This is a genomic window from Salmonella sp. 741265116_PST, assembly GCF_046567715.1.
GTDB classification, from domain to species: Bacteria; Pseudomonadota; Gammaproteobacteria; order Enterobacterales; family Enterobacteriaceae; genus Salmonella; species Salmonella enterica.
Genome location: NZ_JBKFPH010000001.1, coordinates 48,366 through 68,194, shown reverse-complemented (window position 1 = coordinate 68,194; position 19,829 = coordinate 48,366). Strand labels below are relative to the sequence as shown.

At 53.3% G+C, this 19,829-nt stretch carries 20 protein-coding genes; 12 read left to right on the top strand and 8 right to left on the bottom strand.

Features of this window, described 5'->3' with window-relative positions; all coding sequences use genetic code 11:
- The first annotated feature begins 364 nt into the window (after positions 1–364).
- The gene (locus ACLD11_RS00335; protein WP_183059486.1) at positions 365–541 is read left to right on the top strand and encodes a hypothetical protein; all 177 of its coding nucleotides are present in this window, start codon (positions 365–367) and stop codon (positions 539–541) included.
- Between the two features lie 66 nt (positions 542–607).
- On the opposite strand, the gene zupT is transcribed toward ACLD11_RS00335, so the two are convergent.
- Positions 608–1,381: a zinc transporter ZupT gene (gene zupT, locus ACLD11_RS00330; protein ID WP_411014389.1), complete on the bottom strand. Its 774-nt coding sequence runs from the start codon at positions 1,379–1,381 to the stop codon at positions 608–610.
- Between the two features lie 140 nt (positions 1,382–1,521).
- Here zupT and ygiD point away from each other — a divergent pair, with 140 nt between their 5' ends.
- Entirely contained in the window at positions 1,522–2,310 is a 789-nt protein-coding gene (gene ygiD, locus ACLD11_RS00325; protein ID WP_183052216.1) for a 4,5-DOPA dioxygenase extradiol, read from the top strand.
- 61 nt (positions 2,311–2,371) lie between these two features.
- Here the strand turns inward: ygiD and ACLD11_RS00320 are convergent, their stop codons facing one another.
- The 3 genes from ACLD11_RS00320 to tolC all read right to left on the bottom strand — a co-directional run bounded on the left by ACLD11_RS00320 (position 2,372) and on the right by tolC (position 5,906).
- Complete coding sequence (locus ACLD11_RS00320; protein ID WP_411014388.1) at positions 2,372–3,535, bottom strand: glutathionylspermidine synthase family protein; 1,164 nt, start codon at positions 3,533–3,535, stop codon at positions 2,372–2,374.
- A 5-nt stretch (positions 3,536–3,540) separates the two neighbouring features.
- Positions 3,541–4,218 carry a DUF1190 family protein gene (locus ACLD11_RS00315; RefSeq protein ID WP_411014387.1) on the bottom strand — a complete coding sequence of 226 codons (678 nt, stop codon included), beginning with the start codon at positions 4,216–4,218 and terminating at the stop codon, positions 3,541–3,543.
- Positions 4,219–4,430: 212 nt separating this feature from the next.
- Positions 4,431–5,906, bottom strand: coding sequence for an outer membrane channel protein TolC (gene tolC, locus ACLD11_RS00310; RefSeq protein WP_072157388.1), 1,476 nt, complete (start codon positions 5,904–5,906; stop codon positions 4,431–4,433).
- Between the two features lie 200 nt (positions 5,907–6,106).
- On the opposite strand from tolC, the gene nudF reads away from it, so the two are divergent.
- Genes nudF through parE form a run of 5 tightly spaced genes read left to right on the top strand, consistent with a single transcriptional unit; the run spans position 6,107 to position 10,511 of the window.
- The gene (nudF, locus tag ACLD11_RS00305) at positions 6,107–6,739 is read left to right on the top strand and encodes an ADP-ribose diphosphatase (protein WP_411014386.1); all 633 of its coding nucleotides are present in this window, start codon (positions 6,107–6,109) and stop codon (positions 6,737–6,739) included.
- The gene (locus ACLD11_RS00300; RefSeq protein ID WP_024797616.1) at positions 6,736–7,158 is read left to right on the top strand and encodes a DUF1249 family protein; all 423 of its coding nucleotides are present in this window, start codon (positions 6,736–6,738) and stop codon (positions 7,156–7,158) included. Before nudF ends, ACLD11_RS00300 begins: the two co-directional genes overlap by 4 nt.
- A gap of 24 nt (positions 7,159–7,182) precedes the next feature.
- On the top strand, positions 7,183–8,010 hold the full coding sequence (gene cpdA, locus ACLD11_RS00295; protein ID WP_000444735.1) for a 3',5'-cyclic-AMP phosphodiesterase: 828 nt from the start codon (positions 7,183–7,185) through the stop codon (positions 8,008–8,010).
- Positions 8,010–8,591, top strand: coding sequence for an esterase YqiA (yqiA, locus tag ACLD11_RS00290; RefSeq protein ID WP_000105725.1), 582 nt, complete (start codon positions 8,010–8,012; stop codon positions 8,589–8,591). Before cpdA ends, yqiA begins: the two co-directional genes overlap by 1 nt.
- A 27-nt stretch (positions 8,592–8,618) precedes the next feature.
- A complete protein-coding gene (gene parE, locus ACLD11_RS00285) occupies positions 8,619–10,511 on the top strand; it encodes a DNA topoisomerase IV subunit B (protein ID WP_000195318.1) in 1,893 nt (630 codons plus the stop codon).
- Positions 10,512–10,635: 124 nt separating this feature from the next.
- Here parE and ACLD11_RS00280 read toward each other — a convergent pair whose 3' ends face one another.
- From ACLD11_RS00280 to qseB, 4 genes are all read right to left on the bottom strand, one after another.
- On the bottom strand, positions 10,636–10,950 hold the full coding sequence (locus tag ACLD11_RS00280; protein WP_000958587.1) for a putative quinol monooxygenase: 315 nt from the start codon (positions 10,948–10,950) through the stop codon (positions 10,636–10,638).
- 31 nt (positions 10,951–10,981) lie between these two features.
- Complete coding sequence (locus ACLD11_RS00275; protein ID WP_000065416.1) at positions 10,982–11,563, bottom strand: NAD(P)H-dependent oxidoreductase; 582 nt, start codon at positions 11,561–11,563, stop codon at positions 10,982–10,984.
- A 106-nt stretch (positions 11,564–11,669) separates the two neighbouring features.
- Positions 11,670–13,019: a quorum sensing histidine kinase QseC gene (qseC, locus tag ACLD11_RS00270; protein WP_000779328.1), complete on the bottom strand. Its 1,350-nt coding sequence runs from the start codon at positions 13,017–13,019 to the stop codon at positions 11,670–11,672.
- Complete coding sequence (gene qseB, locus ACLD11_RS00265; RefSeq protein ID WP_001221574.1) at positions 13,016–13,675, bottom strand: quorum sensing response regulator transcription factor QseB; 660 nt, start codon at positions 13,673–13,675, stop codon at positions 13,016–13,018. The genes qseC and qseB overlap by 4 nt, the downstream gene beginning before the upstream one ends.
- Positions 13,676–13,825: 150 nt before the next feature.
- On the opposite strand from qseB, the gene ACLD11_RS00260 reads away from it, so the two are divergent.
- The 5 genes from ACLD11_RS00260 to ACLD11_RS00240 all read left to right on the top strand — a co-directional run bounded on the left by ACLD11_RS00260 (position 13,826) and on the right by ACLD11_RS00240 (position 19,805).
- The gene (locus tag ACLD11_RS00260) at positions 13,826–14,218 is read left to right on the top strand and encodes a YgiW/YdeI family stress tolerance OB fold protein (protein WP_000731553.1); all 393 of its coding nucleotides are present in this window, start codon (positions 13,826–13,828) and stop codon (positions 14,216–14,218) included.
- Between the two features lie 129 nt (positions 14,219–14,347).
- Positions 14,348–16,606: a DNA topoisomerase IV subunit A gene (parC, locus tag ACLD11_RS00255; protein ID WP_411011884.1), complete on the top strand. Its 2,259-nt coding sequence runs from the start codon at positions 14,348–14,350 to the stop codon at positions 16,604–16,606.
- Between the two features lie 256 nt (positions 16,607–16,862).
- Entirely contained in the window at positions 16,863–17,600 is a 738-nt protein-coding gene (gene plsC, locus ACLD11_RS00250; RefSeq protein WP_080096757.1) for a 1-acylglycerol-3-phosphate O-acyltransferase, read from the top strand.
- Between the two features lie 73 nt (positions 17,601–17,673).
- A complete protein-coding gene (gene ftsP / locus ACLD11_RS00245) occupies positions 17,674–19,086 on the top strand; it encodes a cell division protein FtsP (RefSeq protein ID WP_094882361.1) in 1,413 nt (470 codons plus the stop codon).
- Positions 19,087–19,106: 20 nt separating this feature from the next.
- Positions 19,107–19,805 (top strand): hypothetical protein, encoded by a 699-nt coding sequence (locus tag ACLD11_RS00240; protein WP_411014385.1) that lies wholly within the window; start codon positions 19,107–19,109, stop codon positions 19,803–19,805.
- Positions 19,806–19,829 lie beyond the last annotated feature (24 nt).

Sequence of the window (19,829 nt, the reverse complement as noted above, 5' to 3'; positions counted from 1 at the left end):
TACTTCTGAATATACTATGTTTTTATGAATGATAAATGAGGTAAATGATTGGTCTTTAAATATAACTAATGATGTTATTGCTTATTTTAAAATATACTCTGCATCAATATTTTTTAATTACCTTAATAAGTCGATAGTAGGAGGGTGATATTTTAAGAACAATATAAATTAGTACGAAGTGTGATCTTATCGACATTGTTTTCTGCTTAATACCTCTTTCATTATTGGGTTTCACCACTGATTTATATGATCAAAATCATTTATTTGTTCCACAAATATGCCAGTATATGAATACGTCAAAATAAGGGTATGTAAAATTTTAACGTTAAATGTTTAGTGATGTTAAATTTTAAGGGTAAAAAGGATGTTTATTGCCTGGTATTGGATAATATTAATCGTTCTGGTGGCGGTAGGGTATATTTGCCATATGAAGCGTTATTGCAGAGCGTTTCGGCAAGACAGAGATGCATTACTTGAAGCGCGAACGAAACGTTTTCGCCAGACGAACGAAGGCGACAGCGTGATGAATGAGCAGAAATAGCGCATATCCTTGCCGGGCAGCCGGATGTTGCCTGGCTAAAGGCCTGCATCCGGCGCGACGTTTCTCTTAACCGATACCTATCGTCTGCAAAATGACGAGGCTGAGCCCCATGATGGACATACCGCAAAGCACGCCATAACTGGGGTTATTGTTAGGATCGATCTCTTTTGCCAGCGGCATCAGTTCATCGACGGAGAGCGCCACCATAATGCCGGCGACTGCCGCCATGATAGCCGCCATAACGATCGGCGAAACCAGACTGCCCAAAATCAGCCACGCCAGCACGCCGCCAAGAATTTCCGCCATGCCGGAGATACCGGCCCAAAAAATCGCGGTACGTTTTGAGCCCGTCGCGGCATAAACCGGGCCGGCGACCGCCAGACCTTCAGGAATATTGTGCAACGCCACCGCCAGTGCGATGCCGAAGCCCAGTTCAAGATTGCTGCTGGCAGTGACAAAGGTGGCGATCCCTTCCGGAAAGTTGTGCAGGCTAATGCCGAGCGTCAATAAAATCGCAGTGCGTTTTATCGAGCCGGGAAGCGGCTGCTGCCTTTTTTGCACCAGATCCTGCGGATGAGCGTGAGGAAGCAGGCGGTCCAGCCCGAAGTAGCCCAACAGGCCGATAATAAACATCCCGTAGCCCAGTACGGGCGACATTCCCTCGGTATCAAGCGCGGCGGGCAGCATCTCCATCAGCGAGATGAGCAGCATGATCCCTGCGGCGAAGCCCAGCGAAAAAGCCAGCACGCGGTTAGACGGTTTTTGGCCGAGAACGCCAAGAAACGCGCCAATAAAGGTGGCGGCGCCCGCCACTAAGGTCAGAATAAGTGGTACTGACATCCATTACTCCTTATCAATTTGCCGTCCGAACCTGACCTTCAAAATAACTGATGATCTTCATCATAGTTATCTGAGTTCTTCCTCTGTGAAGAAAGCGTATGGTGATGTTAACAAAATGTCTTTCCTGTAAGGATAACATCATGTCTTTAACGTGTATGCCAGCATTGTTTTTGGGGCATGGCAGCCCGATGAACGTGCTGGATGATAACGATTATACCCGCGCCTGGCGGCGATTGGGGGAAGCCCTGCCGCGACCACAGGCGATAGTGGTGGTGTCGGCGCACTGGTATACCCGCGGGACGGGCGTCACAGCGATGGAAAGGCCGCAAACTCTCCATGATTTTGGCGGTTTTCCGCAGGCGCTGTATGACACGCATTATCCGGCCCCTGGATCGCCTGCGTTGGCGCAGCGTCTGGTTGAACTGTTGGCTCCCGTTCCCGTCGCGCTCGATAAAGAGGCGTGGGGATTTGATCACGGCTCCTGGGGCGTATTGATCAAGATGTACCCGAATGCGGATATCCCGATGGTGCAGCTTAGTGTTGATAGTACCAAACCGGCGGCATGGCATTTTGAGGTGGGTCGTAAGCTGGCGACGCTGCGTGACGAAGGCGTGATGCTGGTGGCCAGCGGGAATGTAGTTCATAACCTGCGGACTGTGCGTTGGCACGGTGACAATATACCGTATCCCTGGGCGGCGTCATTTAATGACTTTGTGAAAGCCAATCTGACGTGGCAGGGGCAGGTAGAACAGCACCCGCTGGTGAATTATCTGCAACATGAAGGGGGGGCCTTATCAAACCCGACGCCGGAGCACTTTTTGCCTTTGCTGTATGTACTTGGCGCCTGGGATGGCAAAGAACCTATCACCATCCCGGTCGACGGTATTGAGATGGGCAGTATAAGTATGTTGTCGGTGCAGGTGGGGTAGGCCGGATAAGGCGCTGAATGATTGCCCGATGGCGCTACGCGCATCGGGCTTACAGGAAAATCTATCCTTCGACAAAAATATGCGGATAGAAGCGGGAGAGATCCTGGGTGATCAGCGCCCGATCTTCACGGATACCAATTCCGGCGGGCTGATCGTTAATCAGCCAGCTACCAATCAGGGTGTAACTGTCGCCGAATTTTGGCAGCGGATAGAACTGTTGCACGATCATACCCTCTTCGCCATACGGGCCTTCCACGGATTCGATCGTTTTACCGTTCTCAATAATCGATACGTTCGCCCCTTCGCGGGAGAAGATCGGTTTCACAACATATTTATCCATTTGCGGATGTTCGTCTTCGGCGAAATACGCAGGCAACAGATTCGGATGGTCCGGGAACATCTCCCACAACAGCGGCAATAACGCTTTATTGGAGATAATGCTTTTCCAGGCCGGTTCCAGCCAGCGCACGCCGGCATCTTCCAGCTTGGTGGAAAACATCTCGCGCAGCATAAATTCCCACGGATAGAGCTTGAACAGGTTCGCAATGACCTGATCCTGCAGATCCGTAAATTGGCCTTTTTCCCCCAGACCAATATCGTCGATATAGAGAAACTCGGTGGCGATTTCCGCTTCGGCCGCGCAATCCTGTAAATACTGAATGGTGCCGCGATCCTCAATCGTATCGCGACAGCAGGTGAGATGCAGCAACTGAAAACCGTATTGCTCGCGAAGTTCAGCAAAGCGTTCAATCAGCTTTTCCTGCAGGCTATTAAACTGATCGCTGCCTTCCGGCAGATTGCCCGCGTTGATCTGATCTTCCAGCCAAATCCACTGAAAAAACGCCGCTTCATACAGCGATGTTGGCGTGTCGGCATTATTTTCGAGTAGCTTAGGCTCGCCGATACCGTCCCAGGCCAGATCGAGGCGGGAATAGAGCGACGGTTGTTGCGTTTGCCAGGACTGACGAACAAAACCCCAGGTATGTTTTGGAATACGAAACTTCGTCATCAGCTCATCGCTGGCGATGACGCGTTCTACTACCTTGAGGCACATCTGGTGCAGCTCGGCGGTAACGTCTTCCAGTTTTTCCACCTGGGCGAGCGTTAACTTGTAATAAGCGTCTTCACACCAGTACGGTTCACCATACATAGTGTGAAAATTAAACCCGTATTCAGTCGCTTTATCGCGCCAGTCCGGGCGCTCGGTAATACTGACTCTTTCCATGCGTATCAGCCGCCCATCGAACGTGTTGAAGTACCGGCAGCGCTACGCTGCATGGTGCTCTGTTTGGCGACGGATTCGCCAAAACCGCCGCGGGTAACGGTTGTGGTGGTGGCTGGTTTCGGCGCCATCGCGGTTTTCGGTACGGTCATTGTCCGGCCCGGTTGCGCCGCGCCGTAGTTTTTACCTGCTGCATCGGTATATTTGCCGTATGCAGGGCTGGCCGGGTTTTTCGAGCTAAACAGCGGTTGCTGAGCGCCCATTCCGCCGCCCATCAGTCGGCCCATCATGTAGCCCGCCATCAGCGGCATCCAGAAGCTGCCGCTGCTTTGATTCTGCGCCTGAGCCTGGCCTTCACCGGTCGGTGCCATTCCCGCTTGCGCAGGAGCCTGCTGGCACTGGCCTTCGCCGAATTCAGCGATACAGTCTTCACGAGTGGCGTATTTTGGTGCGGTACGTTCAGCTTCTTTCAGCGCATTGTTATACGCGGTTGTACACTCCGCGCTTTTGCCCGGATTCGCCGCTGAACAGTCATCAGCGTTTTGATACAGCGATACGGTTTCATCGCTTTTTTCACAGCCAGCCAGCATAAAAACAGCCGTAACCGCCAGGGCGACCGGCGTTAAATGCCGCGCGCTCCAGCTTTTGCGGAACGAGGCGTGATGTATAGATTTTGTCCGTTTCATATTTGTCTTCCAGGACCCAGTGGTAAATACAACATGCGTTCAGAATAGAGGATGACTGGTCGAAATTGAAGCGAGAAAAGGCGAGAATGCGGCGGAATAGCAGGATCTTTACGTTGTCTTACGTTCAGGTGCGGCTTTATGGCAGGTAGCGCCGCGCTTACCAGACCTACAAGGGCACAGGTCTGATAAGCACAGCGCCAGCGAATAACTTATCAATGCCGGAATGGATTGCCGTTATTGCTGTTGGCGCGAGCGGCGGTCGGCTGTACTGCCGGCGCGGCGCTATGGGCATTATAACCGTCTGCGGCAGCATCCTGCTCTGGCGTTTCCGGCGCTACGCTTTCCGGCGACGTCGGGATAGGTTTACCCAACGTACTGTTAAGCGCGAGCAGATCCTGCTCGTTCAGCGTACCGAGCGCATATTTGATATTTAACTGATTAATCAAATAGGTATAACGCGCGTTGGCCAGTTGCTGCTTGGCATCATACAGAGTGGTGGTGGCATCCAGTACGTCAACAATGGTACGTGTACCGACCGAGTAACCGGCTTCCATTGCATCCAAAGAACTTTGCGCGGAAACGACCGCCTGTTTATACGCGTTGATGCTGCTGATGGAGGCGTTAATATTGTTAAAGGAAGAACGTACGGTCTGCACCACGCTACGATGCGCGCTTTCCAGCTGTTCGCTTGCGCCGACGAAGTTATACTGCGCCTGTTTTACCTGCGAGTTAACCATTCCGCCTTGATACAGCGGCAGGGAGAAGTTCAGGCCGATTTTATTCTGCCCCATGTTGCTATCGTCGTACTGGGCGGAGTTGGTTTTAGAACCGCTATAAGAGGTATCAGAAACGCCGGTTGAGGCCGTTAAATTCAGCGTCGGCAGATGACCATCCTGCGCCTGACGGATTTGCTCGCGCGCCAGATCCTGACTTAAACGCGCCTGCAACAGCGACAGGTTACGGTTTTCCGCTTCCTTCAGCAGCGCATTCACAGCTTTAGGTTTGTCGGTTTTAAAATGCTCGACGTTAAGCGACGCCAGCTCCGGGTAATAATTGCCGGTTACCTGGCGCAGCTCTTCTACCGCGTTATCTAGGTTGTTGCGGGCGGTCACTTCATTCGCCAGTACGGTATCATATTGCGCACGGGCGTTTTGCACGTCGGTAATGGCGACCAGACCCACGTTAAAACGTTGCGTCGTTTGATCTAACTGACGGTAGATAGCCTCTTTTTGCGCCTGGGTATAGGAAAGCACATCAATAGCGTTCAATACCTTAAAATATGCGTTCGCGGTATTGAGGATCAGCGTCTGCTGATCGGTTTGATAGGTAACATCCTGAATGCCTGCTGCTTTTTCTTGCAGGGTGAGCCCACGCCATTTCGACATATCAAATAGCGTTTGCGTTAATTGCAGAGAAGCGCTGGTTTCATTGGAGTTGATACCGTTCGCATCGCGATAACCGTTGCTGTAGGTGTAGTCGGCACCTAAACCCAGTTGCGGCAGTAAAGGACTACGCGCTTCGTTAATTTTTTCGAATGCAGCATCGCGATCGGCAGCGGATTTACGCAATTCCGGGTTGCTCAGGCGTGCTTGCTGATAAACTTGCATCAGGTTCTCTGCCTGGCTTAGTGTGCTGAACCCCGACAGGCTCAGGCCGATAAGGATGGGGAGCAATTTCTTCATTTGCATTCCTTGTTGTGAAGCAGTATTTAGCGCTGATCAATTTGTAAAAATAATTGCTGATTCTAGCAGAATCTGCCACTGCAAAAAGTTGGCGTTACGTGCCATACGAGCCTTAATTGGCACCAATTTACCACAAGGGTGATAAAACAGCAGTCAACCACCCTTGAAATTCATCATTTAATCATTATTGCTAGCAGGGCAGCACAATGCGTAAATCAGACAACTTGCCAGTTACTTTCACCAAAAGCGATGTAGAAATTATTGCACGGGAAACGCGCTATCGCGGTTTTTTTTCATTGGATATGTATCGATTCCGCCATCGTTTATTCAACGGAGAAATGAGTGGCGAGGTAAAGCGCGAAATTTTTGAGCGCGGGCACGCCGCCGTCTTGCTACCCTTTGACCCTGAACGCGACGAGGTGGTGCTGGTCGAACAGATTCGTATTGCCGCGTATGACACAAGCGTTACGCCGTGGCTGCTGGAGATGGTCGCTGGCATGATAGAAGAAAGCGAAACCATTGAGGCGGTCGCTCGGCGGGAGGCGATGGAAGAAGCGGGGCTGACCGTAGGCCGCACCCGACCGGTCATCAGTTACCTGGCGAGTCCAGGAGGAACCAGCGAGCGCTCATCTATTCTGGTGGGTGAAGTGGACGCCACGACCGCGGCAGGTATTCATGGTCTGGCGGATGAAAACGAAGATATTCGGGTTCATGTGGTAAGCCGGGAACAGGCATACCAGTGGGTAGAAGAGGGGAAAATCGACAACGCAGCCGCAGTCATCGCTTTGCAATGGCTTCAGTTGCATCATCAAGAGTTAAAAAACGAGTGGAAAAAATGAAGCGTTATACACCTGACTTCCCAGAAATGATGCGTTTGTGCGAAACCAATTTTTCGCAATTGCGCCGCCTGCTGCCGCGCAATGACGCCCCCGGTGAAATGGTGAGCTATCAGGTGGGCAACGTACAATATCGGTTAACGATTGTGGAATCGACCCGATACACTACGCTTGTAACGATCGAGCAAACGGCGCCAGCCATCACCTACTGGAGCCTGCCGTCGCTGACGGTGCGCCTCTACCATGATGCGATGGTGGCTGAAGTGTGTTCAAGCCAGCAGATCTTTCGCTTCAAAGCGCGGTATGATTATCCAAATAAAAAGTTGCATCAACGCGACGAAAAGCATCAAATTAATCAGTTTCTGGCCGACTGGCTACGATTCTGTTTAGCACATGGAGCGATGGCGATTCCGGTTTATTAGCGTCGTGAAACCTAAGGACACCATTTGGAAAGCCTGTTAACCCTACCTCTGGCTGGTGAGGCCCGAGTCAGGATTTTACAAATTACAGATACTCACCTGTTTGCCGAAAAGCATGAAACGCTGTTAGGCGTCAATACCTGGGAAAGTTACCAGGCCGTGCTGGAGGCTATTCGGGCGCAACAGTATGAATATGATCTGATCGTGGCGACCGGCGATCTGGCGCAGGATCAATCCGCTGCGGCTTATCAGCATTTTGCTGAGGGTATCGCAAGCTTTCGCGCGCCTTGCGTTTGGCTACCGGGCAATCATGATTTTCAGCCGGCAATGTACAGCGCGCTGCAAGAGGCGGGGATTTCCCCGGCTAAACGCGTGTTAATCGGTGAACAATGGCAGATTTTGTTGCTGGATAGCCAGGTGTTTGGCGTACCGCATGGCGAACTGAGCGAGTTCCAACTGGAATGGCTTGAGCGTAAGCTCGCCGATGCGCCAGAGAGACAGACATTGCTCCTTTTGCACCACCATCCGTTGCCGGCAGGGTGCAGTTGGTTGGATCAGCACAGCTTGCGTAATGCCGGTGAGCTGGATAGCGTGCTGGCGAATTTCCCGCGTGTAAAATATCTGTTATGCGGACATATTCACCAGGAGCTGGATCTTGACTGGAACGGTCGCCGTCTGCTGGCGTCGCCGTCAACCTGCGTACAGTTCAAACCACACTGCGCGAACTTTACGCTGGATACTATCGCGCCGGGCTGGCGTACGCTGGAGCTCCGGGCGAACGGCGTCCTGGAGACGGAAGTGCATCGCCTGCAGGATACCCGGTTCCGACCCGATACCGCTTCGGAAGGATACTGATGTCTACGCTTCTCTATTTGCACGGATTCAACAGTTCCCCTCGCTCGGCAAAAGCGTGCCAGCTAAAAAACTGGCTGGCGGAGCGTCATCCGCATGTTGAGATGATCGTCCCTCAGCTGCCGCCGTATCCTGCCGATGCGGCGGAGTTGCTGGAATCTCTCGTGCTTGAGCATGGCGGTGCGCCATTAGGGCTGGTAGGATCGTCGCTGGGTGGTTATTACGCCACCTGGCTGTCGCAATGTTTTATGCTGCCGGCTGTGGTGGTGAATCCCGCCGTGCGGCCCTTTGAATTACTAACCGACTATCTCGGTCAGAACGAGAACCCCTACACCGGGCAGCAATATGTGCTAGAGTCTCGCCATATTTATGATCTTAAAGTCATGCAGATTGACCCGCTGGAAGCGCCGGACCTGATCTGGCTACTGCAACAGACGGGCGATGAAGTGCTGGATTACCGCCAGGCGGTGGCATATTACGCCTCCTGCCGTCAGACAGTGACCGAGGGTGGTAATCACGCATTCACGGGCTTCGAAGATTATTTCAACCAGATTGTCGATTTTCTTGGACTGCACAGTTGCTGACAATCAATTCGAATTGCTAATTAAACCATGACGCAAACTTATAACGCTGATGCCATTGAGGTACTCACTGGGCTTGAGCCGGTACGCCGCCGCCCGGGAATGTACACCGATACGACCCGTCCCAACCATTTGGGTCAGGAAGTGATTGATAATAGTGTGGATGAAGCACTGGCAGGTCACGCCAAACGCGTGGATGTCATTTTACATGCCGATCAATCGCTGGAAGTGATTGACGACGGACGCGGGATGCCGGTGGATATCCATCCGGAAGAGGGGGTTCCGGCGGTAGAACTGATCCTCTGTCGACTTCATGCCGGCGGTAAATTCTCCAATAAGAACTATCAGTTCTCTGGTGGTCTGCATGGGGTGGGGATTTCGGTAGTGAATGCCCTGTCAAAGCGCGTGGAAGTGACCGTGCGCCGCGACGGTCAGGTCTATAACATCGCGTTTGAAAACGGCGAAAAAGTGCAGGATTTGCAGGTTGTCGGCACCTGCGGTAAACGTAATACTGGCACCAGCGTGCATTTCTGGCCGGACGAAAGTTTCTTCGACAGCCCGCGTTTTTCTGTCTCTCGCTTAATGCACGTACTGAAAGCAAAAGCGGTGTTGTGTCCCGGCGTAGAAATCACTTTTAAAGATGAAGTGAATAACAGCGAGCAGCGCTGGTGCTACCAGGATGGCCTGAACGACTATCTGGGCGAAGCGGTAAACGGCCTGCCGACGCTGCCGGAAAAGCCGTTTATCGGTAATTTTAACGGTGAAACGGAAGCGGTTGACTGGGCGCTATTGTGGCTGCCGGAAGGCGGCGAATTACTGACGGAAAGCTACGTCAACCTGATCCCGACCATGCAGGGGGGGACGCACGTCAACGGTCTGCGCCAGGGCCTGCTCGACGCGATGCGCGAATTTTGCGAATACCGCAATATTTTGCCGCGCGGCGTCAAACTGTCGGCGGAAGATATCTGGGATCGCTGCGCTTATGTGCTCTCCGTGAAAATGCAGGACCCGCAATTTGCCGGGCAGACTAAAGAGCGTCTGTCGTCGCGTCAATGTGCGGCATTTGTTTCCGGCGTGGTGAAAGATGCTTTCAGCCTGTGGCTGAACCAGAACGTGCAGGCGGCGGAACAACTGGCAGAGATGGCGATTGCCAGCGCGCAGCGGCGACTGCGTGCCGCAAAAAAAGTGGTGCGCAAAAAGCTCACCAGCGGTCCGGCGTTGCCGGGGAAACTGGCGGACTGTACCGCGCAGGATCTTAATCGGACCGAGCTGTTCCTTGTGGAAGGGGATTCGGCAGGCGGTTCCGCCAAGCAGGCGCGCGATCGCGAATATCAGGCGATCATGCCGCTCAAAGGTAAGATCCTTAACACCTGGGAAGTCTCTTCCGATGAAGTGCTTGCCTCGCAAGAGGTGCATGATATTTCCGTGGCGATCGGTATCGATCCGGACAGCGACGATCTGAGTCAGCTGCGCTACGGCAAGATCTGTATCCTGGCGGATGCGGACTCCGATGGTTTGCATATCGCTACTCTGCTTTGCGCGCTGTTTGTCAGACATTTCCGCGCGCTGGTGAAGAATGGTCATGTCTATGTCGCGCTACCGCCGCTATACCGTATCGATTTGGGTAAAGAGGTCTATTACGCGCTGACGGAAGAAGAGAAGGCGGGCGTACTGGAACAACTGAAGCGTAAGAAAGGCAAGCCGAACGTACAGCGTTTCAAAGGCCTGGGTGAAATGAACCCGATGCAGTTACGCGAAACCACGCTTGATCCAAATACTCGCCGCCTGGTGCAGCTCACCATTAGCGATGAAGACGATCAGCGTACTAACGCGATGATGGATATGCTGCTGGCGAAGAAACGTTCTGAAGATCGACGCAACTGGCTACAGGAAAAAGGCGATCTCGCAGATCTCGACGTGTAACGGTTGTTGCACGCTTTATCCGGTCTGCGTGGCGCAGGCCGGATAAGCGAATTCGACATGACGCCGCAGCCTGATGGCGACACTTGCGCATCGCATCAGGGAGACGTCAGACGAGGGTAATAACTTAAACGCCGGATTCCAGAATACGAATATTCATTTCCAGCACATCGTCTTTTACCGCGTCGCTATAGGCTTTCATATGCGGGGTTTGCAGATGCGCCTCAAGGTGCGCAACGCTTTCCCACTGTTCAATCATCACGATCGAGTCAGGCGCCAGAGTCTGAAAACTCACGCCCGCGGCATGATCCACCATCGGCGCGTAACCGTGGCACCCCTCTTCTTTAAGAACGGTTGGAATAATTTTCGCAAACTGGTCGAGGACGGCCTGACGGTGATGTTGGCCCGGACGCGTGCGAATTTCGGCAATGACGGTAAGCATGGTTAACTCCTTCTAATTCCAGGATGACCAGTTAAGCAAAAATTTCGCTCAGATGCTTGCGATATTCTGCGGTATAGCGCGGAACATCCGGCATTTTAATCACGTCGTTGGCAATAAACGTTGGCAGCGCGTCCATGCCCAGGAACTGGTTGGCTTTATGGAAGGGCAGATAGACGCCATCTACGCCTACGCCGTGGAAAAACTGATCTTTTTCGGTAAATGCTTCCATCGGCGCGTTCCACGTCAGTGACAGCATATATTTTTTCCCCTGCACCAGACCGCCGGAACCGTACTTTTTAGCGGCATCGGAACGCGTGCGGCCATCGCTGGCATAGAGCGTACCGTGACCTTCGGTAAAGACATCATCCATATATTTTTTTACTGTCCATGGCGCGCCCATCCACCAGCCTGGCATCTGCCAAATCACCACGTCAGCCCAGACGAAATTCTGCACCTCTTCTTTAATGTCATAGTCGCTGTCGGCGCGGACGATCTTAACCTGATGACCCAGATCGCGCAGCAGCCCATCGGCAACTTCGGTCAGGGTGTCATTTAACTGGCCGTTGGAGTGCGCGAATTTTTTCGCCCCGTTGATAATCAGGATGTTGCTCATTTTGTCTCCTCAAGAAATGCGTTTGCTGCTGATTCTACGCTGACGGGCGGTGCGGTGAAATTAGCAAAATGTGCAAAGTCTTTTGCGTTTTTGGCAAAAGTCTCTGCTACCAACTTACTACGGCCTCAAATCCACCTTCCGCGGCGTTGCCAAACGACACCGTCATGCCGTGCAGCGTAGCGATGCGACGGACGATTGATAATCCCAGACCGCTGCCGGTCACACTTTGGCCTGGCGGGCGGTAAAAACGCTCGCCGATATGCGTCAGAATCTCTGGTGCCACGCCGGGGCCATTATCTCTGACGGTGAAGCTGCGGGCATGTAAGGTAACGTCGACGACGCTGCCCTGCGGACTGTAGCGAATCGCATTATCCAGCAGGTTACGCACTAACAGGCTTAAGAGTAGCGGCTGGCCGGTACGTATGACGTCATGGGCGTTAAGCTGTAAACGCACGTCGATATTCGCCTGCTGCGCCGGATGATAAATATCCATTACCGCGGACTGCAGCAGCTCTTCCAGCGAAATCTCCGCCACATCCTGCAAATTATTGAGCGAGTCGAGACGCGATAACGTCAGTAGCTGATCGACCAGCCGCGTGGCGCGATCGATCCCCGCATGGAGCTGGGTCAGCGCTTTATCGCGCGATAGCGGATCGTCGCCCGAGAGCTGCGCCACCTCGGTTTGTACTTTCAGCGCGGCCAGCGGGCTGCGCAATTCATGGGCGGCGTCGGAGGTAAATCGCCGTTCGCGCACCATCATGGAGTGGATGCGGCTAAAAAGCTGATTAAGCGCTTCGACCAGTGGGCGAACCTCGCTCGGTACGCCTTTGGCGTCGAGCGGCGTTTCCGATTCCGGCGACCGGAAGCGCAGCGCCTGCGCCAGTTTTTTCAACGGTCTGAGCTCGCGGTGAAGCAGGAGTAATAAAATCAGCAGCATGAAGGGAAGGGCGATCAGCCACGGCGTTAATTGCGCCGCCACGATCGCCAGCGCCATATCTTCGCGGTAATCCCACTCCTGACCGACGACGATACGATACTTACCATCCGCCGAGTTCAACCACAAAAAACGCCAGAGGTCGTTGTCATCCTTCAGATAGCCATTGTCGAAACCTTCGCGGCGATAGCGATACGGAATATCCTGGCCGTTGTCGCCATCATGCAGCAACATTTTGCCGTCAGCGGAAAAGATGGCAAATGCCAGCGCATCGTCATCGATATGCCCATGTTTTAATTTCTTTGGCGTATGCGCCATGCGCTGCGGGGCGTTGATCTCGTTAAGATCGAGCGTGCTAAGCCGTCTGGCGAACAACATCAACTGTGTGTCAAACAGCTCGTCGACATTATCCGTCGTCTTTCTCCAGGCCACAAAACTGGAGATTGCCCAGGTGATGGAGACCAGAATCAGGAAAATAAGCGTCAGCCTGACGCGCAGGCTGAGACGTTGCGTCAATTTCATGCGTCACCCAGGGTGTAGCCGATGCCGTGTACGGTGCGAATAAATTCGCTGCCGAGCTTGCGGCGTAAATGATGAACATGGACTTCCACTGCATTGCTGGACACGTCGTCATCCCAGTTATACAGCTTCTCTTCAATAAGCTTGCGCGGCAGCACGCGACCTTTGTTGCGCAGTAAGAGTTCCAGCAACGCGAACTCTTTTGGTTTTAGGGCCAGCGGTTCGCCGGCAAGCGTCGCGACGAGATTGCCTGGATTGAGCGTCACCTGGCCGTGGCGCAATTCGCTACTGGCCTGACCGCTGGCGCGGCGTACCAGCGCCTCCAGACGGGCGGCGACCTCAATGAGCGCGAAAGGTTTACATAAATAGTCATCGGCGCCCAGACGTAGCCCCTCGACGCGCTCTGCTAACGCGTCGCGCGCCGTCAGGATCAGTACCGGTTCCTGTTTACCCTTTTCGCGCCATTCGCGCAAAATATCCCGTCCGTCCATGCCTGGCAGCGTCAAATCTAAAATGACCGCATCATAAGGCGCGCTGTAAAGCGCCTCTTTGCCCGGACGTCCCTCGGTAAACCAGTCGACGCTGAAACCCATTTTACTCAGACCCGCTTTTATGCCATCGCCAATAAGTGTGTCATCTTCTACCAGTAAAATTCGCATCTGTTCTTCCTTGCGGTAACTCGCGTTGCCGTCAGTTAACCTTGTCGCCGCAGGCGATGTACAGAAAAAAGAATCTTTTTTTGCCTTAAGAAGTTGTTAAGGATTACCTTATTTAATGGATCTGAAACGACATGAAAGGGAAAAGTAATCATGAAAAAATTAGCTGCAATCGTTGCCGTTATGGCACTGTGTTCTACCCCGGTTCTGGCGGCTCAGCAGGGCGGTTTCTCCGGCCCGTCGGCGACGCAAACGCAAGGCGGCGGATTTGTCGGCCCGAACGGCAGCAGCACGACGGTAGAGAGCGCTAAATCGCTGCGTGACGATGCGTGGGTAACGCTGCGCGGGAATATCGTCGAGCGCATTTCCGACGACCTGTATGTGTTTAAAGATGCGACCGGTACTATCAATGTGGATATTGACCACAAGCGCTGGAACGGCCTGACCGTAACCCCGCAGGATACCGTTGAAATTCAGGGTGAAGTGGATAAAGACTGGAACTCTGTTGAAATCGACGTAAAACAGATCTCTAAAGTTGCCAAATAAACTCCATTAGGGCTGCGTTCGCGGCCCTTTTCTTTGTGACTCAACGCGCCAGATAAGGTAGTATCTGCGGCAATATTGCCTGAGAGATACCGGGTATTATTCGGGCTAACAGTTGAGGAATCACAATCAATGAGCGATATGGCAGAGCGCCTTGCGCTACATGAATTTACGGAAAACGCCTACTTAAACTACTCCATGTACGTGATCATGGATCGTGCGTTGCCGTTTATTGGCGACGGCCTGAAGCCGGTACAGCGCCGCATCGTCTATGCGATGTCAGAGCTGGGGCTGAACGCCAGCGCTAAATTTAAAAAATCCGCCCGTACCGTTGGTGACGTACTGGGTAAGTATCACCCGCATGGCGACAGCGCCTGCTATGAAGCCATGGTGCTGATGGCGCAGCCGTTCTCTTACCGTTACCCGCTGGTCGACGGGCAGGGAAACTGGGGCGCGCCGGATGATCCGAAGTCATTCGCGGCAATGCGTTATACCGAATCTCGCCTGTCCAAATACGCCGAGCTGCTGTTAAGCGAGCTGGGGCAGGGGACGGCGGACTGGGTGCCAAACTTCGACGGCACGATGCAGGAACCGAAAATGTTACCGGCGCGTCTGCCGAACATCCTGCTGAACGGCACCACCGGTATTGCGGTGGGCATGGCAACAGATATCCCGCCGCACAACCTGCGCGAAGTGGCGAAAGCGGCGATTACGCTGATTGAGCAGCCGAAAACGACGCTGGATCAGTTGCTGGATATCGTCCAGGGGCCGGATTACCCGACCGAAGCGGAGATCATTACCCCACGTGCGGAAATTCGTAAAATTTACGAAAACGGGCGGGGCTCGGTGCGTATGCGCGCGGTATGGACCAAAGAAGACGGCGCCGTGGTGATCACCGCGCTGCCGCATCAGGTCTCTGGCGCGAAAGTGCTGGAGCAGATTGCTGCGCAGATGCGTAATAAAAAACTGCCGATGGTGGACGACCTGCGCGATGAATCGGATCACGAAAACCCGACGCGTTTAGTGATTGTGCCACGCTCCAACCGTGTGGATATGGAACAGGTGATGAACCATCTGTTCGCCACCACCGATCTGGAAAAAAGCTACCGTATTAACCTGAACATGATCGGTCTGGATGGTCGTCCGGCGGTGAAAAACCTGCTGGAGATCCTCACCGAGTGGCTGGCGTTCCGTCGCGACACGGTGCGTCGTCGTCTGAACTATCGTCTGGAGAAAGTGCTTAAGCGCCTGCATATCCTCGAAGGTCTGCTGGTGGCGTTTCTCAACATCGATGAAGTGATTGAGATTATCCGTAGCGAGGATGAGCCGAAACCCGCGCTGATGTCGCGTTTCGGCATCAGCGAAACCCAGGCGGAAGCGATTCTCGAACTGAAACTGCGTCATCTCGCCAAACTGGAAGAGATGAAAATTCGCGGCGAGCAGGACGAGCTGGAAAAAGAGCGGGATCAGTTGCAGGGCATTCTCGCATCCGAACGCAAAATGAATACCTTGCTGAAAAAAGAGCTACAGGCAGATTCCGATGCCTATGGCGACGATCGCCGTTCTCCGCTGCGTGAGCGCGAAGAAGCTAAAGCGATGAGCGAACACGATATGCTGCCGTCCGAACCGGTGACTATCGTGCTGTCGCAGATGGGCTGGGTGCGCAGCGCCAAAGGTCATGATATTGATGCGCCGGGGCTTAACTATAAAGCGGGCGACAGCTTTAAAGCCGCGGTGAAAGGTAAGAGTAATCAACCGGTGGTGTTTATTGATACCACCGGGCGCAGCTATGCTATTGATCCCATTACGCTTCCGTCGGCGCGTGGGCAGGGCGAGCCGCTGACCGGTAAACTCACGCTGCCGCCGGGGGCGACCGTAGAGCATATGCTGATGGAAGGCGATGACCAGAAACTGCTGATGGCGTCGGATGCGGGCTATGGCTTCGTTTGTACGTTTAACGATCTGGTTGCCCGTAACCGTGCCGGTAAAACATTGATTACACTACCGGAAAATGCGCACGTCATGCCGCCGCTGGTGATTGAAGACGAGCACGATATGCTGCTGGCGATTACCCAGGCCGGACGGATGTTGATGTTTCCGGTAGACTCTCTGCCGCAGCTGTCGAAAGGCAAAGGGAATAAGATCATTAATATCCCCTCTGCGGAAGCGGCGAAAGGCGATGATGGACTGGCGCACCTGTACGTGCTGCCGCCACAAAGCACTCTGACTATCCATGTCGGGAAGCGCAAAATCAAACTGCGCCCTGAAGAGTTACAAAAGGTGGTCGGCGAACGTGGACGCCGTGGCACATTAATGCGCGGCCTGCAGCGTATCGATCGCATTGAGATTGATTCACCGCATCGCGTAAGTCATGGCGACAGCGAAGAGTAAGACAGGGGCACCCGTAAGCCGGACAAGGCATTTAAGCCGCCATCCGGCGCTCTGCCGTTGCCGGATGACGACGCAGTAGCGTCTTATCCGGCCTACGGTTTCAGATCGGATTAACATTAAAATTTCCCGTAAAACCGTTGTTTATTCGTGCATTGCGATTAACAATACGTTTTTCCAGAGAGCCACACTTACCAAAATCCTAACCTGAATTTCAGGTGACGTAGAATGCCGGGCTCTTAGGCCTTCAGAGGTTGTTATGCTATATATTTTTCGTCTTATTATTACCGTTATTTACTCCATTCTGGTCTGTGTTTTCGGTTCTATTTACTGCCTTTTCAGCCCACGTAACCCAAAACACGTGGCGACGTTTGGACATATGTTCGGTCGTCTGGCCCCGCTGTTTGGCCTGAAAGTGGAGTGTCGCAAACCCGCCGACGCGGAAAACTATGGCAATGCTATCTATATTGCTAACCATCAGAATAATTATGATATGGTCACGGCGGCGAATATTGTGCAGCCGCCAACGGTGACGGTGGGGAAAAAAAGCCTGCTTTGGATCCCGTTTTTTGGGCAACTGTACTGGCTGACCGGTAATCTGTTGATTGACCGTAATAACCGCGCCAAAGCGCATAGCACCATTGCGGCAGTGGTTAACCATTTTAAAAAGCGCCGTATTTCTATCTGGATGTTCCCTGAAGGTACGCGTAGCCGGGGACGCGGCCTGCTGCCGTTTAAAACCGGCGCGTTTCATGCGGCTATCGCGGCTGGTGTGCCGATCATTCCTGTCTGCGTTTCCAACACCTCTAACAAAGTCAATCTAAACCGCCTGAACAACGGACTGGTTATTGTGGAAATGCTGCCGCCAGTCGACGTCAGCGAATATGGTAAAGATCAGGTTCGCGAGCTGGCGGCCCACTGCCGTGCGTTAATGGAGCAAAAAATCGCGGAACTTGATAAAGAGGTTGCGGAACGTGAAGCGACCGGTAAGGTTTAAGCAGCCTTACTCTGTTATTGTAGAAATCATTTTTTCAGGCACAACTCTTTAGCCTGTTTTATATGGAGCTTATATGTCATTCAGTCGGCGTCAGTTTCTTCAGGCATCGGGAATCGCACTATGTGCAGGCGCGATTCCCCTCAGGGCGAATGCTGCCGGTCAGCAACAGCCGTTGCCTGTTCCGCCGTTGCTGGAGTCCCGTCGCGGGCAGCCGTTGTTTATGACGCTACAGCGAGCGCACTGGTCCTTTACGCAAGGCACGCGCGCGCCGGTCTGGGGAGTGAACGGTCGTTATCTGGGGCCGACAATCCGCGTCTGGAAAGGCGATGACGTTAAACTTATCTATAGCAACCGCCTGGCGGAAAATGTCTCCATGACGGTTGCTGGTTTACTGGTGCCGGGGCCGCTGATGGGGGGCCCGGCGCGTATGATGTCGCCGAACGCGGACTGGGCGCCGGTGTTGCCGATTCGTCAGAGCGCCGCGACGCTGTGGTATCACGCTAACACGCCTAACCGCACTGCGCAGCAGGTGTATAACGGCCTGGCAGGAATGTGGCTGGTCGAAGACGACATCAGTAAAACGCTGCCCATTCCGAACCATTACGGTGTGGATGATTTTCCCGTCATTATCCAGGATAAACGGCTGGATAACTTTGGGACGCCGGAGTACAGCGAACCGGGAAGCGGTGGTTTTGTTGGCGATACGCTGCTGGTGAACGGCGCGCAAAGCCCCTATGTCGAAGTGTCCCGCGGCTGGGTACGGTTACGGTTGTTGAACGCTTCGAACTCGCGGCGCTATCAGCTTCAGATGAGCGATGGCCGGGCGCTGCATGTGATTTCAGGCGATCAGGGCTTTTTACCTGCGCCGGTTTCCGTCAAACAGTTGTCACTGGCGCCCGGCGAGCGACGTGAAATCCTGGTTGATATGACCAACGGCGACGAAGTCTCGATCACCTGCGGGGAAGCGGCCAGCATAGTCGATCGGATTCGCGGTTTCTTTGAGCCTTCCAGTATTCTGGTTTCTACCCTGGTGCTGACGTTACGACCAACCGGATTGTTGCCGCTGGTGACCGATAATCTGCCGATGCGTCTGTTGCCGACGGAGATCATGAGCGGCGCGCCTGTCCGCAGTCGGGACATCAGTCTTGGTGACGATCCGGGGATTAACGGCCAACTGTGGGATGTGAATCGCATTGATATTACCGCCCAACAAGGCACCTGGGAGCGCTGGACGGTACGCGCCGATATGCCGCAGTCGTTCCATATTGAGGGCGTCTCTTTCCTGATTCGTAACGTCAACGGCGCTATGCCGTTCCCGGAAGATAGAGGCTGGAAAGATACCGTCTGGGTGGATGGGCAAGTCGAACTGCTGGTCTACTACGGTCAGCCATCCTGGCCGCACTTCCCGTTCTATTTCAACAGCCAGACGCTGGAAATGGCTGACCGCGGCTCGATTGGGCAAATGCTGGTGAATCCGGCGCCGTAAAGGCGGACCAGAGATATTCGATGAGAATCAGTGAAGAGGGATGGCGGCTGCTGACGTTCTGGATGTTTACTGCAGGCAGTTATCTTATTCTGTTCTTCATTGTTATTTGCCTGGCTTTTTTGTTCCAAACGCCTCGTCGTGTGTTGCTGTGGATTGCTTTGCCACAGATTACGCTGGTTCTTTTGCTATGGTTTGCTGCGGGTGATGAAACGCTTTTCTTCCCGATTGGCGCAGGGTGGATACTGGGGCTTAGTTTATTGCTGGCGCTACTGTTTAGCCACCGATTACGCCAACCACACCACCTTTGGGCCGGGGGCCATGTGGTCGTATTGCTGCTGTTGTTAGCGCACATGGGGGATATTCTCGAGAGGCATCATCGGCGCGATGCCTATCAGGCACAGCAGGCGGCGGAAGAAACGCTGTTACGAAAAATCGATACGACTGATGACCGCGCTTTTTTAAATCATTTGATGTCGCAAGCAATGCAGCCGCAAAACGCAGGGGATTGGTGGACGAATAGGCGGATTGAGCATCTCGCAAACGCATTTCCCCTTTTGATATTGCGGACGGAACTGAAAAAATTTGGTTGGTTTTGGCTATCGACCGGCTTAATCGTCCTGCTGTTGGGGCGTTTGCCTCCTGGTTTATTGGCGATTCTGTACAGGCAAAGCAATATCGGTATCAGCTTTTACAAAACAATCCATTATTGGACCTACTGAATCGTGTTTTTAATGATAGTACGG

What these genes read in the sequence shown, in the direction of transcription:
- ACLD11_RS00260 (WP_000731553.1), top strand. Translation starts at nt 13,826, where the DNA reads ATGAAAAAATTAGCTGCAATCGTTGCCGTTATGGCACTGTGTTCTACC.
- parE (WP_000195318.1), top strand. Translation starts at nt 8,619, where the DNA reads ATGACGCAAACTTATAACGCTGATGCCATTGAGGTACTCACTGGGCTT.
- ACLD11_RS00300 (WP_024797616.1), top strand. Translation starts at nt 6,736, where the DNA reads ATGAAGCGTTATACACCTGACTTCCCAGAAATGATGCGTTTGTGCGAA.
- qseC (WP_000779328.1), bottom strand. Translation starts at nt 13,019, where the DNA reads ATGAAATTGACGCAACGTCTCAGCCTGCGCGTCAGGCTGACGCTTATT.
- ACLD11_RS00335 (WP_183059486.1), top strand. Translation starts at nt 365, where the DNA reads ATGTTTATTGCCTGGTATTGGATAATATTAATCGTTCTGGTGGCGGTA.
- ACLD11_RS00240 (WP_411014385.1), top strand. Translation starts at nt 19,107, where the DNA reads ATGAGAATCAGTGAAGAGGGATGGCGGCTGCTGACGTTCTGGATGTTT.
- qseB (WP_001221574.1), bottom strand. Translation starts at nt 13,675, where the DNA reads ATGCGAATTTTACTGGTAGAAGATGACACACTTATTGGCGATGGCATA.
- tolC (WP_072157388.1), bottom strand. Translation starts at nt 5,906, where the DNA reads ATGCAAATGAAGAAATTGCTCCCCATCCTTATCGGCCTGAGCCTGTCG.
- ygiD (WP_183052216.1), top strand. Translation starts at nt 1,522, where the DNA reads ATGTCTTTAACGTGTATGCCAGCATTGTTTTTGGGGCATGGCAGCCCG.
- ACLD11_RS00280 (WP_000958587.1), bottom strand. Translation starts at nt 10,950, where the DNA reads ATGCTTACCGTCATTGCCGAAATTCGCACGCGTCCGGGCCAACATCAC.
- nudF (WP_411014386.1), top strand. Translation starts at nt 6,107, where the DNA reads ATGCGTAAATCAGACAACTTGCCAGTTACTTTCACCAAAAGCGATGTA.
- plsC (WP_080096757.1), top strand. Translation starts at nt 16,863, where the DNA reads ATGCTATATATTTTTCGTCTTATTATTACCGTTATTTACTCCATTCTG.
- yqiA (WP_000105725.1), top strand. Translation starts at nt 8,010, where the DNA reads ATGTCTACGCTTCTCTATTTGCACGGATTCAACAGTTCCCCTCGCTCG.
- ACLD11_RS00315 (WP_411014387.1), bottom strand. Translation starts at nt 4,218, where the DNA reads ATGAAACGGACAAAATCTATACATCACGCCTCGTTCCGCAAAAGCTGG.
- ACLD11_RS00275 (WP_000065416.1), bottom strand. Translation starts at nt 11,563, where the DNA reads ATGAGCAACATCCTGATTATCAACGGGGCGAAAAAATTCGCGCACTCC.
- ACLD11_RS00320 (WP_411014388.1), bottom strand. Translation starts at nt 3,535, where the DNA reads ATGGAAAGAGTCAGTATTACCGAGCGCCCGGACTGGCGCGATAAAGCG.
- zupT (WP_411014389.1), bottom strand. Translation starts at nt 1,381, where the DNA reads ATGTCAGTACCACTTATTCTGACCTTAGTGGCGGGCGCCGCCACCTTT.
- parC (WP_411011884.1), top strand. Translation starts at nt 14,348, where the DNA reads ATGAGCGATATGGCAGAGCGCCTTGCGCTACATGAATTTACGGAAAAC.
- ftsP (WP_094882361.1), top strand. Translation starts at nt 17,674, where the DNA reads ATGTCATTCAGTCGGCGTCAGTTTCTTCAGGCATCGGGAATCGCACTA.